We start from the raw sequence: 13039 nt of genomic DNA on the forward strand, positions 1-13039 counted from the left end.
GCCGGGCGATCCGCCCGGCCCGTCAGCCTTCCTCCAGCCCGCGGTGCGTCAGTCGGCCGTGTTGACCATCGAGGCCGCCGCGTACGTCAGGTAGTCCCACAGCTGCTTCTCGTGCTCGGGCGCCAGACCCAGCTCGTCCAGCGCGACCCGCATATGAGCCAGCCAGGCGTCATGGGCCGCCCGGTCCACCCGGAACGGGGCATGCCGCATCCGCAGCCTCGGGTGGCCCCGGTGGTCGCTGTAGGTGCGCGGGCCGCCCCAGTACTGCATCAGGAACAGGGTGAAGCGCTCCTCGGCCGGGCCCAGATCCTCCTCCGGGTACATCGGCCGCAGCAGCTCGTCGCCCGCGACCCCCTCGTAGAAGCGGTGGACCAGGCGTCGGAAGGTCTCCTCGCCGCCGACCTGCTCGTAAAAGGTCTGCTCCTGAAGCGTGTCGCGCGGAATCTCTGTCACCCGTCCATGGTCGCAGACGCACCGGCCGAGGTCAGGGGTCCTAGGACCAATGGCCGGGACCATCCCGCCCGGCCCGGTCGCCTCCGCCGCGCCGCCGCAGGACAGTGGAGGCATGGGCGCACACCGGGAAGTCCCTTCCGAGGCCGATACGGACGCCGAGGCCGGTACCGGCGCGGATACGGACGCCGAGGCCGACGCGGCGCACCAGGCCCTGGTGCGGGACATCGTCGCGCAGGGCGGGCTCACCGACCCCGCCTGGCGCGCCGCCTTCGAACAGGTGCCGCGCCACCTCTTCGTGCCGTACTACTACGTGCACGGCAGCCGGGGCTACGAGCGGCTCTGGGGCGAGGACCCTGATCCCGTACGGCGCCGGCGCTGGCTGCGCGGGGTGTACGGGGACGAGCCCCTGGCCACCCGGATGCGGGACGGCGAACTCATCTCGTCCTCCAGCCAGCCCTCGCTGATGGCCCTGATGCTCGATGCCCTCGACGTGCGGGACGGGCACACCGTCCTGGAGATCGGCACCGGCCCCGGCTACAACGCGGCGCTGCTCTCCCACCGGCTCGGCGCCCCCGCGGTGACCAGCGTCGATCTGGACCCGGAGATCACGGACGCGGCCCGCAGCCACCTCGCCGCCGCCGGGTACCGCCCGACGGTCGTCACCGGCGACGGGGCCCGGGGCTCCCCGCAGCAGGCCCCGTACGACCGGATCATCGCGACCTGCACGCTGCCCTCCGTACCGCCCGCCTGGCCGGAGCAGTGCTCGCCCGGCGCGCGCATCCTCGCTCCGGTCGCGACCGGGCTCGTCTCGCTGGAGGTACGGGCGACGGCGCACGGCCGGCGCGCCGAGGGGCACTTCCTGCACACCCCGGCGTATTTCGTGCCCCTGCGCGGGGCCTCACCGCTGCCCGGACCCGTCGCGCGCTCCGGCGGAGTGCCGAGACGGGCGATCGGGAACGAGCTCTTCCGGTTCCTGCTGACCCTGACCGCCGGCAGCCTCGATCCGCACGAGGCCCTCTCCCTCTGGGAGCGCGAGGAGCGCCCGCAGCGGGAGAGGTACGGCATCACGGTCGCGGACGGCCGGCAGTGGGCCTGGCTGGACGACCCGGAGGGGCCGTACACCTGGCCCCTGGCCGGGTGATCTCCGGCCCGCAGGGGGACGGGTCTCAGTCCCGGCGGATCGTGATCGTCGTCCAGGCCCCGACGTGCACCTGGTCGCCGTCCTGGAGCGGGACGGGGACGTACGGCTGGATCGGGTCCTCGGCGCCGTTGAGCGTGGTGCCGTTGGTGGACTTCTGGTCGACCACCGCCCAGCCGCCGTCGGGCTGCTGCACCAGCACCGCGTGCTGGTGCGAGACGCCCGGGTCCTCCGGCGGCACCGACAGGTCGATGTCCGGGGACTCGCCCGTGCTGTGCCGGCGGCGGCCGATGGTGACCTGGGTCCCGGTGAGCGGCAGACGCTGCTCGGGGGAGTACGCGGGCAGGTTCAGCCCGGTCGCCTCGGGGCCGCTGCGCTGCATCATCGCCAGGAAGTACTCACGGTCCGGCGCGATGACGGCGGTCCAGGACGCGGCCTGCTGAGGCTGCCCCTGACCGGGGGCCTGGCCGTACCCCTGGTCCTGGCCGTATCCCTGGTTCCCCTGATGCTGGTCGGGGTGCCCGCCCTGCCGGCCGCCCGGCCCCTGCTGCCCACCCTGCTGCCCGCCCTGGTACGGGGCCTGCTGCTGGAAGGCCTGAGGCGGCTGCGGTGCCTGCGCCTGGGACGGCGGTGGCAGCACCCAGTCGTCGCCACCGCCACCGTGCGGGGACTGCTGCTGCGGCGGCGCGGAATGCTGCTGCTGGGGCGGGAAGGGCGAGGACTGCTGCGGCTCGAAGGGCGAGGACTGCTGGGGCTCGAACGGCGAGGGCGCCGACTGCTGCCGCTCGAACGGTGACGGAGCCGACTGCTGCTGGTGCGGCGGCGGCCCCTGCTGCTGGAAGGCCGGCGGAGGCGGCGGGCCCTGCTGGAACGCGTGCGGCGGAGGGCCGCCCTGGCCGCCCTGGCCACCGCGCTCGTCCTGGCCGCCGGGACCGGTCCGCTCCGGAGCGAGCGGCTCGGCGGGACGGTTCATCTGCGAGGGCCGCGAAGCCTGGAACTCGAACGGGTCGTGCTGCTGGGACCCGCCACCGGGACCGCCGGGACCACCCTGGCCGCCCTGTCCTCCGGGACCGCCCTGGCCGCCTTGTCCGCCGGGACCCTGCTGGGATCCGCCGGGGCCCTGCTGGGACAGGAAGCCGGGCGGCAGGTTGAGACCGGGCGGCGGCCCGCCGGGGCCACCCGGGCCGCCGGGCGTCCCGTGCTGCGGGGCCAGCGGCGTGTACGAGGTCGCCGTGTTGGTGAGGAAGTTCCAGCGGCACTCCTCGCAGTACGGCGCGTTCGCCTCGCGAGGCGTGCGGCACTGCGGGCAGAGCTCGGCCTGCATCGTCGGCGGGCCGCCGTCGTTGCCTGCGGGCGGCGGGTAGCCGTAACCGGGCGCGGGGGGCGGCGGAGGGGGCGGGGGGACGGCGCCGGCGGGGGCGCCCGTTCCGGTCATGCGGTGTCCGCAGACCTCGCACCAGTCCTCGGAACCCGACTGGTGTCCGTTCGGGCAGGTCGGCATGTCGGCGCTTCCCCCTCTCCTCGTCCGGCCCCGGGGGCCGTCATGCTGTCGATCGTGACCGTTCGGCCACCAGATGCTGCTACTTCTTGACGCGAACTGTCTTGGTCGAGCGCGTTTCGAGGGTCATCTCGTCCGCTTCCGCGACCTTCGCTTTCAGTCGCACAGTACCTGTCGCCGCATCGACGACGTCGACCACCTTCGAAAGCAGTTTCGCAGTGTCCTGGTTCCCGGACGCCGATGCCAATTGCACCGCACGGCCCAGTTTCGCCGTCGCTCCGTCGAAGTCGCCCGACTTGCGGGCGTCCAGCCCCTGCTGGATGACTTGTGCCAGTTCCGCCTGACCTGTGTAGTGCGCGACCTGCGGATTGATCGAGGTCGACGCCACCATGTCGTCCGTCCACACCGCCCGGACGAGCCCCTGGGAGAGGACCTGCGGAGCCCCCGCGCCGGAGGGGTCGGGCAGGATCAGCGAGACCCGGGCCGCCAGCATCTCCTGGCCGATCCCGGCCTCGGGGACCAGGACGCACACGTGGTAGTCGCGGGACTCGTCGCCCCAGGAGCCGGTCGGGTAGTCCCCGGCGCGCGGGGACGCCTCGGTGCGCCGGCCGGTCAGGTCCTCGACCGTGGGTGCCACCTGCTTCACGAACCGGATCTCCACCCCGACGGGCGTCCAGAGCCGCAGCGCCACGTCCGCGACCTCCTTGCCCATCGCGTTCTCCATCATCTGCGTGAAGTCGGCGGCGAGACCCGCAGGGTCGGCGACGATGTCGGCGGTGCCGAGGAGCGCGGAGGCGATGGAGGTGACCTCCTTCACCTCCCAGTCGGTGCCGACGCCCCGGGCGTCACAGGTGAACCGGCCCGCGCAGGAGTCCAGCGCGGCCCGCAGGTCCTCGGGCGCCTCGTGCTCGTTGCGGCCGTCGGTCAGCAGGATGCCGTGCCGGATGTCGACGTCGGCGGCGCCCAGCAGCCGGTCGGTCAGCCGCAGCCAGGTGCCGATCGCGGTCCCGCCGCCCGCGCTCAGCTTCCGCAGGGCCTCCTTGGCCTGGGCCTTCGTCCGCGCGTCGGCGACCGCGAGCTGCCCGTTGCCGGGATAGACGTCCTTCGCCACATGCGTACCGGCGACCACCGAGAACCGGGTGCCCTCGCGCAGGGTGTCGATGGCCGCCGCCGTCGCGTCGCGTGCGTTGCGCATCTTCGTCGGCGGGTAGTCCATGGAGCCCGAACAGTCGACCATCAGCACCACCGCGGCGCTCGGTGCCTGCCCCGGGCCGTACCCGGGGGCGGCCGCCGCGCCGGGCAGCGGGATGCCGCCGGTGGTGCCGCCGCCGGTCGAGGTGACGGTGACGATCCCGTTGACCTCGCGGCCGCCCTCCGGCAGGAACTCGTTCTGGTACACGTCGACGGAGAACTGCGGCACGTTCGACTTCGAGAAGTTGGCCATCCGGTCTGCTCCTTGAGACTCAAACGGTGGTGCAGGCCGATCCTGCCCCTTGCTGCTCCACGGTGAACGGGAGCAGAGCCACTGTTACGTTGTCGTGGCCCCCGCCGTCGAGCGCGTGTCCGACAAGGACCTGGGCGCCGTGCAGCGGGCGCAGGTGGGCCTCCGGAGGCACGGCGGCGGCCATCTCCTCGGCGGATTCCGCGTAGTTCCACAGGCCGTCCGTGCAGACCACCACCAGACCGGGGCGGTCCGGCTTGAACGAGGCGGTATGCGGCTCCAGTTCGTAGGAGTCGGCGCCGAGCCAGCCGGTGATGGCGTGGGCGCGCTCGTCGGCGTACGCCTCGGCCTCGTTCATCAGGCCCGCCGCCACCATCTGCGCGGCCCATGAATCGTCCTCGGTGAGCCGGGCGGGCGGGCCCGTCCGGTCCTCCGGAACCCAGTAGACCCGGCTGTCGCCGACCCAGCCGACGACCAGCAGACCGCCTGCCATGATCGCGCCGACCAGGGTGCAGGCCGGGGCGTTCTGATGGCGGTGGGCCTCGTGCTCGGCAGCCCCGGGCGGGTCCTGGGCCAGCACGTTGACCGCCTCGGACGCGGCGACGATCGCCTCGTGCATCGCCTGCTGCGGGTGCGTGCCGCGCGGCAGGGACTCCAGCAGGGCCTCGTTGGCGGCGACCGCGGCGGCCGCCGAGGCCTCGTCGGGCCGGCTCGCCGAGGAGACGCCGTCGCAGACGATGGCGACGACGGCGGGCGAACCGTCCGGCAGCGCGGTCGAGGAGACCGCGAAGGAGTCCTCGTTACGGTGGTGGCGCAGGCCCCGGTCGCTGACGGCGGCCACCGAGCCGAGCTCCTGCTCCATGTGGTCGCGCTCGCGGGGCTGGGCGTGCCCGCAGTTCTCGCAGTATCCGTCGGGGTCCACCCGGCCGGACCGGCAGGCCACGCAGACCTTCGTACTGGCGGCGGGCGTCGGGGTGGGCTCCGCCGTGCGGGGATCGGGCGCGGCCAGAGCGAAGTCGCCCGAGCTGTCGGGGCTGTTGGAGCTGTCGGGACTGTAGGGGGGTTCGGCGGGCTCGGCGGCGGGTTCCGTGGCGGCCGGAACCGCCGCCGCCCGGTCGTCGTGGCGCACCGGAGGCGTCGTCGGCAACGGCTTGCCGCCCGAGTCCGTGCCGGGCAGGTCCGTCGCCCGGTGCACGGGCGCGGGCACGTCGGAGCTGTCCGTCTCCGATGCGGCGGGCCACTGGACGGCCGCCACGGGAGGCGCGGGCGCGTCGGGTACGGGCGGGGCCGCCGGGGGCGGTACGGCAGGCGCGGGCGGGCCCGTCGGCGACACGGCAGGCGCCGCCGGGGCAGCCGGCGGCACCGTGATCGCCATCGTCGGCCGGTCGTCGGGGCGGGCCGGCACGGCCGACAGGTCGTAGCCGCACGCACCGCAGAACAGGTCGCCGGACGCCGGCGGCTCCTCGCAGCCGGGGCACCTCGCCAGGGCGGGCTGCTGGTGGCTCTCTGACATCTTCACACCCACGTCCGGGGGCGGAAACGGTTGGCCCGCTCCACCAGTTCGATCCTCTCGTCGCCCCGCTGCGCGAGCCGGGCGAGCATGCGGTACGAGCGTTCGAGGCCCAACCGCAGTCCCCGCTCGTCCAGTTCGGCGTCGAGCAGTTTCCGGGTACCCGGAGGTGCGGCCGCCGATCCGCCCGGCGGCGGGGCACCGGGACTACCGGAGAGTATCCAGTCCAGCGCCTTGCCCAGTACCTCGGTCGTCAACTGCTCGCGGCGCACCGGGTCCAGACCGAACCCGGTCAGCGCCGCCACCTGCACGGCGGCGGCCGTCAGATCGGCCAGCAGCGGCTCGGCGGGGTCCCGCTCCCGCAGCCGGGCGCGGACGGCCGTGACCCGGGCCGCCGTGTAGTGGATCGACGCCTCCGGCACCGACTCCAGGGTGTGCGCGGCCCCCGCCCGGTCCCCGGCGGCGATCTGCACCCGGGCCAGGCCGAACGCGGCGCTCACGAAGCTCGGATCGGTCGCCCACACCAGGCGGTAGTACTCGGCGGCGTTGTCCAGCTGGCCCAGCACCTCGGCGCAGATTCCCAGCGCCAGCTTGGGCGCGGGCTCCCCGGGGAACGCGTCGTACACCGCGTCGAAGGAGAGCGCCGCGACCTCGTGGTCGCCGGTCACCAGCGAGGTGATGCCCCGGTACCAGACGACCCGCCAGTCGTCCGGGTGCCGGCCCTCCAGGTCGGTCAGCGCCCCTGCGGCGGAGTCCGGTTCGCGCATCTCCAGCCGGGCCCGCAGCTCCCGCAGCCGGGTCTCCAGCGAGGCCGCGGGCACCGCCTGCAGGGCCGCGATCAGCTCGGCGGGCGCGGAGGCCATCAGCCCGGCGAGGAACCCGGCGTTCGGGTCGTTCGCGTCGACCCGGGGGACCGGCAGCGCCAGGGCGGTGGCCCGCGCGTCGAACAGGGCGAGCCTGACACCCCCTGCGGTCGCCCCGAAGGGGCCGTACGGGCCGGTCCGCGCGGCGGGTGAGGCCGTGCGGGGTGCGGGCACGGGGGCTTGCGCGGGGGGCGCGTACGCCGCTGCCGGGCCGCCGCCCTGAGGACCGGCGTACGCACCGGCACCCGTACCGCCTTGCGGGCCGGCGTACGCACCGGTGCCCGTACCGCTCTGCGGACCGCCCCGCACGTGGGTCGCCGCCGCCGTCAGCGGAGCCGCCCCCGCAGCGGGCCATGCGCCCGCCCCCGGGCCGGACGGCTGCCCGCCCACCGGCAGCGCACCGGCCACCGCCGACGTCACCGCCCCCGGGGCGACCGGCACACCGCCACCGTGCCCCTGTACACCACCGCCCTGCCCCACAACCCCGCCGCCCTGCGCCGGAATGCCCGGCAGCGGACCCGTACCGCCCTTGCGCCGTCCGAAGCGGCCACCGCGCCCCGAGGCCGCCGCCCGGGCGCCCAGCCGCGAAACGTCGTCCACCTGCTCCGCGAACAACACCGTGTCCGTCACCCGCAGTTCCGTACCGAACAACGTCGACAGCGCCGGCCTCGGCCGCCCCGTCTGGAGCGCCACGACCTCGCGCAGCACCCCGGTCAGCTGCTCGGCCATCTCGGAGGCGGAGGCGAACCGCTGGGCCGGGTCCGGGTCGGTGGCCCGGACCAGCAGCCGGTAGAAGGACTCGTAGGTGCGGAGGACCTCGATGTTGTCGGGGTCCGGCAGCGAGTCCACGAAGACGTTCGTATAGCCCTGGAAGTCGAACGTGAGGACCGCCAGCGTCCGCGCCACCGTGTACAGGTCGGAGGCGACCGACGGGCCGACCTCCGCCACCTCGGGGGCCTGGTAGCCGACGGTGCCGTAGATGGCGGACTCGGTGTCGTCCATCCGGCGGACCGCGCCCATGTCGATCAGCTTGAGCTGGTCCTCGGTCTGGATCGCGTTGTCGACCTTGAAGTCGCAGTAGAGCAGATTGCGGCTGTGCAGATGACCGAGCGCCTCCAGCGCCTCGATCCCGTACGCGCAGGCCTGCTCGACCGGCAGCGGGTCGCGCTTCCCGGCCGGGGTGCGGCGCTCGTTGGCGATCTCCTTGAGCGCCTTGCCGCCGACGTACTCCATGACGATGTACCCGTCGAGCGACCCGGTCCGCTGGTCCAGGTGCTCCACGAAGTTGTAGATCCGGACGATGTTGGCGTGCTCGATCTCGGCGAGGAAGCGGCGCTCGGAGATCGCCGCCGCCATCGCGTCCTGGTCGCCGGTGTCCAGCAGGCCCTTGAGGACCACCCAGCGGTCCGACACGGCCCGGTCCACCGCGAGGTAGACCCAGCCGAGCCCGCCGTGCGCCAGGCAGCCCACGACCTCGTACTGGCCGTGCACGATGTCGCCGCCGGTCAGCTTCGGCACGAAGGAGTAGGGGTGGCCGCACTTGGTGCAGAACCCCTCGGTGCGGCCCGGCCGCTCCCCGCGCGAACGGCCCACCGGGGCCCCGCAGTCCGAGCGGGAGCAGAACCGCTTGCGCTCGGGCACCTCCGGGTTCTCCATCACCGCCGTACGCGGGTCGGGCCGGGGCACGTCGGGGACCTGCACCAGACCGACGCCGAGCCGCCCCCGGGTGGAGGAAGCGGCCGACGAGCCCGAGGAGCGCACCGAGACCGAACGGGAGGTGGAGGAGCCGGAGAGCGAGCGCGACAGACGCCCCGATACCGAGCGCCGCGAGGTCGACGAACGCGACGAGGAGCGCGCGGAGGCCCGGGAGGAGGAGCGCTGCGAGGAGCTGTCACGGCTGCTCGCCCGGCCGCCGCCCGCGATCCCCGTGGGCGGCGAGGAGACCATGCCCGTCGGCGAGACGACCGGGGCCAGACCGCAGGTGTCGCAGTACAGCTCACCGCCGCCCATGTCCTCGTAGGCGCCCTCGCACGCCGGGCGCTGGCACTGCGTACTCATCGAATCTCCCCCTGGTCGCCGGGCCCGGACCCGCCCCGCCGGTCCTCGGGGCCGTCGGCCCCCTCGGGCCGGCGCGGTGTCAGCAGCTCGGCCGCCGCCTGCTGGTAGCGCAGCACGTTCTGCTCGGCCACCCGCAGATCGCACGGCGCGCTCCACAGCATCCGGCGCGCCGCGTCGTACCGCTCGATCAGCAGCGGATCCTCCGCCAGACCGTGCCGGGCCACCTTCGCCCTGTACGCGTCGAGCCGGCCGCGGAGCTCCGCGCGGACCGCCAGCGGGGCCGTCACCGAGGTCAGCGACTCCCGGGCGCGCAGCAGCTCCTCCTCGGCCTCCTGCTCCAGCGACTCCAGGAGCGGGGAGAGCCGGTTCCACTGGGCGCGCCTGCGGTACTCGGACGCGATGTCCAGCCGCTCCTGGAGGGCGGTCGCCGGTCCGCTGACGGCGGGCACCTCGGAGGCGGCGATCTTGGCCAGCACCTCGCCGCGCGCCGCCCGCGCCTCGGTCAGCGTGCGGTCGGCCCGCGAGAGCACGTCCCGCAGCCGCATCAGCCGCGCCTCGGCGTCCTGCCGCACCGCGAGCACCGCCTCGATCTCCCGCCGTACGTCCTCCAGGGCGCGGGCCGCCCGGTCGTAGCGGGAGGTGTCCGGGCGTCCGCCGCCGGGCGCGGCGCTGCCGGGGCCCGGCAGCCAGAACGCCAGCGGGTCGGAGATCACCTGTACCCGCAGGGTGGTGAGCTCCTGGGTGATCTCCGCCAGGTCGTCCCCGGCCGGGTGCTCACCGGGGCGCACGCCCACCGAGTGGGCCAGCGAACGGGTCCGGTGCAGCTCGGCGGCGAGCAGGTCGATCCGGGCGGGCAGCGCCGACCAGACGGAGTCCGAGGCGACGACCATGTCCAGCGACCTGGCGTACAGCTCGTTCATCCGGGCGACCAGCTCCTGGAGCGAGAACCGCTCGGAGAGCCGGGCCGGGCCCGTCACCGAAGAGGGCGGCAGCGCACCGGGATTGGCCACGGTGACCGCGTCGCCGCGCAGCAGCTCGGTCAGGGCGACCAGGTCCTCCCGGTTCGGGTGGCGGCGGCGGGCCCGTATCTCCCTGGCCTCCTCCCGCGCACCCGCGTAGGCGTCGAAGTACTCCCACAGCAGCGTGATCGACTGCTCGGTGGTGGCCCAGCGCTCCCGGGTGACCCCGGTCAGCTCGGCGCCCTCCAGGAGGCGGCGGCCCGCATGGTCCTGCAGGGCGAGGAGCGAGGTCTCGATGGCCTCGTGCTCCGCGCCGAGCCGGGCCAGCGCACGGTCCGCCTCTTCCCGGTCCATGACCGGGCCGGGGGGCCTCCCCGCGAAGCTGGGGAAGGATCCCGCGACGCCCATCGATCACCTCTCCGCTCTCGCCGCCGGGCCGGTGGGCCCGGACGGGATCAGTTGCTCCGGTATGTACGCGCCCCGGCGCGCCGGGGTCACTCGCTGCGGTACTTCGGGGCCGGTGGCGCCGTGATGCCGGGCAGTCCGGCCGCCAGCCACTTGCGGTACGACACCATCCAGGCGCTGTCCGCCCCGCCCGCCCGGTAGTCGACCAGGACCTTGTTGACCCGGGCCACCAGATCGTCGGCACCCTTCTTCGCCGCCACACCGTAGTACTCGGTGGTGAAGGGCCCCGCGCCCTTGAGGGCCACCGCCGGGTCCTGCGCCGCCTGCCCGGCGCCGAGGGCGTTGTCCGTGAGGACGGCGTCGACCTCACCGAGCTGGAGCCGGACCAGGCAGTCCAGCTGGTTGGGGACGGTCAGCTGGTCCCGGTCGCGCTCGGTGCCGTCGGACTCGTCCTTGAATATCGCCCCGTACGACTCCTTCTCCAGCGCCTCGTACGCGGTGGTGCCCTCGCCGGAGCAGACCCGCTTGCCCTTCAGCGATCCGTCGTACCCCGTGATGGCGGAGTCCTTGGGGGCCAGGATCTGCTGGCCGGTCCGGAAGTAGGCGGTGGAGAAGGAGACCTGCTCCAGCCGCTTGCAGTTGATGGTCATCGTCCGCACGATGACGTCGACCCGGTCCCTCTCCAGGGCGGCGATGCGCTGGTTGGTGGGGATGGCCCGGAAGATCACCGCGTTCGGGTCGCCGAGGATGTCCTTGGCGAGCGCCCGCACGAGGTCGATGTCGAACCCTTCGAGCTCACCGCTGTAGGGGTTGCGGTACCCCCAGCGGAAGCTGTTCTGGTCGACGCCCGCGACCAGCTTCCCGCGCGCCTTGATCTTCGCGATGCCCGGTCCGTCCGCCGACGAGGGCGGCAGGCTCGCCTCCGGATCGGTGCACGCCTCGGCCCGCGCCGGGAAGGCCGCCGCCGTGCCACCGCCCACCGTGTCCGCCCCCGCGGTCCGCCCGTCGTGCCGGGAGAGCGGCAGCAGGGTGAGCGACGCGGTGATCACGCACGCCACCGCCATCCCCGTCACACCGCCCCAGCCGCGCAGCCCGCCCCGCGCGGGGCGGTGCCGTGTCCCCGTTCTCGCCCTGGTCATCGCTGCCCCTCTCACCGGTACTCCGAGAGCCTGCGGTTGACCCCGAGGATCGCGGCGACCGCTCCCAGCACCGCCAGCGCGGCGGCTCCTGTCGGCAGGCCGCGCAGGGCCCCGCGCCCGTCCTCGGCGGCCGAGGTGAACTCGCCCTGCTCATGGGCGAGCGCCTTCCGCAGCGCGGTGTCCACCTGCTGGAAGGACTGCCCCGTGGAGTCCTCGGCGCCGATGATCTGCTTCAGCGCACCGTCGTAGTCGCCCCGGTCGTCCGTGGCACGCGCCTTGCGGTGGCGCTCCTGCCACTCGGTGACGCTCCTGGCGGCCTCGGCCACCGGGGCGCTGCCGCTCCGGTCGTCCGCGAGCTGCCCGGCCTGCTTCAGCTGCGCCTTGAGGGCCTTCATGCCCGTGGTGTAGTCCGTCTCGTACTGGTCGGCCGAACCGTCGGCGGTCAGCACGGCGCCGCGCGCCACCAGCGTGAGGTTCTCGTTGGCGCGCGCCTTCAGGGAGTTGATCCGCGCGTTGTTGAGGACGTCGAGCGACTCCTGGCCCTGCGTCATCGCGGACCGCAGCTCGGTGCGGGCCACCGTGTGCCCCACCGCCAGCCAGAGCAGTACCACCGAGGCGGCGGCCGTCGCCACCAGCAGTCCGTGGTTGAACACCCGGTTGGTGCGCCGGTAGTTGCGGCGCTGCATCCACACCAGCGCGCCCAGCACCACGATTCCGGCGGCGAGCGAGAGGAAGGGCCACTGCCGGGCGTCGGCGGAGTCCCGGTCGAGCCGGCCCGTCTCCGCCGCGTACAGCCGCTCGGCGGCGGGCAGCAGCTCGTTCGTCATCTTCTGGTTGGCGTACCGCAGATAGGCGCCGCCCAGCGGCAGCCCCTGCCGGTTGTTGGCGCGGGCCCGCTCGATCAGGCCGGTGTAGACGGGCAGCAGCTCGTTGAGGGTGGTGATCTCCTGCCAGGAGCTGGTGGAGGCGTCCGTGTTCGCCGACGCCTTCACCAGCAGCCGTGCCGCTTCCTCGATGTCCTTGCGGTACTGGTCCTGGACGGCCTTCGGCTCCTGGGCCCCCGCGAGGAAGCCGCCGGCCGCCATCGTGTCCGCGTCGGCGAGCGAGCGGTAGATGTTCGCCGCGTCCGCGCTGAGCGGCTGACTGCGCCCCACCACGTCGTCGGCGGCGGCGGAGCGGTGCGAGATCTCCAGGGCGGTAACCGCCCCGAACGCCAGGACCAGCAGCGCCAGCACGGCCCCGATGATCTGGAGGCGGCCGGGCTCGGTCGTCGCCGCGGCGCGCAGCCGCCGGCTCTGCACCGCCCAGGTGCTCGGCCGCTGCGCGGGCAGGCCGATGGGCGCGGGCGCCTGCTCCGGCGCGCGCTGCGTCTGCGGGCCGCCCTGCGGCAGCTGTGTCACTCGACCTCCCCCTCGGTCACTGACGGTGCCCCGGACCCCGGCCGATCGGGGCCGGCGCCCGGCCAGAAGTATGGCCTCAGGGACGGACATTCACCTGAAGAACGCCTGGATCCCGCACCGGTCAACGCATTCGATCAGGGTGGACGCGGCCGATCAAGGCGATCGGCGCAACGTG

The 13039-nt window shown here is 74.0% G+C and carries 9 protein-coding genes; 1 reads left to right on the top strand and 8 read right to left on the bottom strand.

The genetic code is table 11. From position 1 onward, the window contains the following. Positions 1-48 precede the first annotated feature (48 nt). The gene (locus tag IE264_RS01840) at positions 49-453 is read right to left on the bottom strand and encodes a globin (protein WP_015608569.1); all 405 of its coding nucleotides are present in this window, start codon (positions 451-453) and stop codon (positions 49-51) included. Positions 454-565: 112 nt separating this feature from the next. Between IE264_RS01840 and IE264_RS01845 the strand changes: the two genes are divergently transcribed. Next, positions 566-1594, top strand: coding sequence for a methyltransferase domain-containing protein (locus tag IE264_RS01845; RefSeq protein WP_032753437.1), 1029 nt, complete (start codon positions 566-568; stop codon positions 1592-1594). A 25-nt stretch (positions 1595-1619) separates the two neighbouring features. Here IE264_RS01845 and IE264_RS01850 read toward each other — a convergent pair whose 3' ends face one another. The 7 genes from IE264_RS01850 to IE264_RS01880 form a co-directional block, all read right to left on the bottom strand. Beyond that, positions 1620-3092, bottom strand: a complete 1473-nt coding sequence (locus tag IE264_RS01850) for an FHA domain-containing protein (protein ID WP_032753320.1) — start codon at positions 3090-3092, stop codon at positions 1620-1622. Positions 3093-3171: 79 nt separating this feature from the next. Further along, entirely contained in the window at positions 3172-4533 is a 1362-nt protein-coding gene (locus IE264_RS01855) for a vWA domain-containing protein (protein WP_032753318.1), read from the bottom strand. Positions 4534-4552: 19 nt separating this feature from the next. Then, positions 4553-6043 carry a protein phosphatase 2C domain-containing protein gene (locus IE264_RS01860; RefSeq protein WP_032753436.1) on the bottom strand — a complete coding sequence of 497 codons (1491 nt, stop codon included), beginning with the start codon at positions 6041-6043 and terminating at the stop codon, positions 4553-4555. Positions 6044-6045: 2 nt separating this feature from the next. Further along, on the bottom strand, positions 6046-8961 hold the full coding sequence (locus tag IE264_RS01865; RefSeq protein ID WP_078657319.1) for a serine/threonine-protein kinase: 2916 nt from the start codon (positions 8959-8961) through the stop codon (positions 6046-6048). Next, positions 8958-10328, bottom strand: a complete 1371-nt coding sequence (locus IE264_RS01870; protein WP_032753314.1) for a hypothetical protein — start codon at positions 10326-10328, stop codon at positions 8958-8960. The genes IE264_RS01865 and IE264_RS01870 overlap by 4 nt, the downstream gene beginning before the upstream one ends. An 86-nt stretch (positions 10329-10414) precedes the next feature. Next, the gene (locus IE264_RS01875) at positions 10415-11464 is read right to left on the bottom strand and encodes a glutamate ABC transporter substrate-binding protein (RefSeq protein ID WP_032753312.1); all 1050 of its coding nucleotides are present in this window, start codon (positions 11462-11464) and stop codon (positions 10415-10417) included. Between the two features lie 11 nt (positions 11465-11475). Next, positions 11476-12864 (bottom strand): GlnX family signal transduction membrane protein, encoded by a 1389-nt coding sequence (locus IE264_RS01880; protein WP_015608561.1) that lies wholly within the window; start codon positions 12862-12864, stop codon positions 11476-11478. Positions 12865-13039 lie beyond the last annotated feature (175 nt).

Origin of the sequence: Streptomyces microflavus, assembly GCF_014650075.1 — a bacterium.
Classification (GTDB): domain Bacteria; phylum Actinomycetota; class Actinomycetes; order Streptomycetales; family Streptomycetaceae; genus Streptomyces; species Streptomyces microflavus.

Coding starts and splice junctions, on each gene's coding strand:
- IE264_RS01845 (WP_032753437.1), top strand. CDS start 566: ATGGGCGCACACCGGGAAGTCCCTTCCGAGGCCGATACGGACGCCGAG.
- IE264_RS01850 (WP_032753320.1), bottom strand. CDS start 3,092: ATGCCGACCTGCCCGAACGGACACCAGTCGGGTTCCGAGGACTGGTGC.
- IE264_RS01855 (WP_032753318.1), bottom strand. CDS start 4,533: ATGGCCAACTTCTCGAAGTCGAACGTGCCGCAGTTCTCCGTCGACGTG.
- IE264_RS01860 (WP_032753436.1), bottom strand. CDS start 6,043: ATGTCAGAGAGCCACCAGCAGCCCGCCCTGGCGAGGTGCCCCGGCTGC.
- IE264_RS01865 (WP_078657319.1), bottom strand. CDS start 8,961: ATGAGTACGCAGTGCCAGCGCCCGGCGTGCGAGGGCGCCTACGAGGAC.
- IE264_RS01870 (WP_032753314.1), bottom strand. CDS start 10,328: ATGGGCGTCGCGGGATCCTTCCCCAGCTTCGCGGGGAGGCCCCCCGGC.
- IE264_RS01875 (WP_032753312.1), bottom strand. CDS start 11,464: ATGACCAGGGCGAGAACGGGGACACGGCACCGCCCCGCGCGGGGCGGG.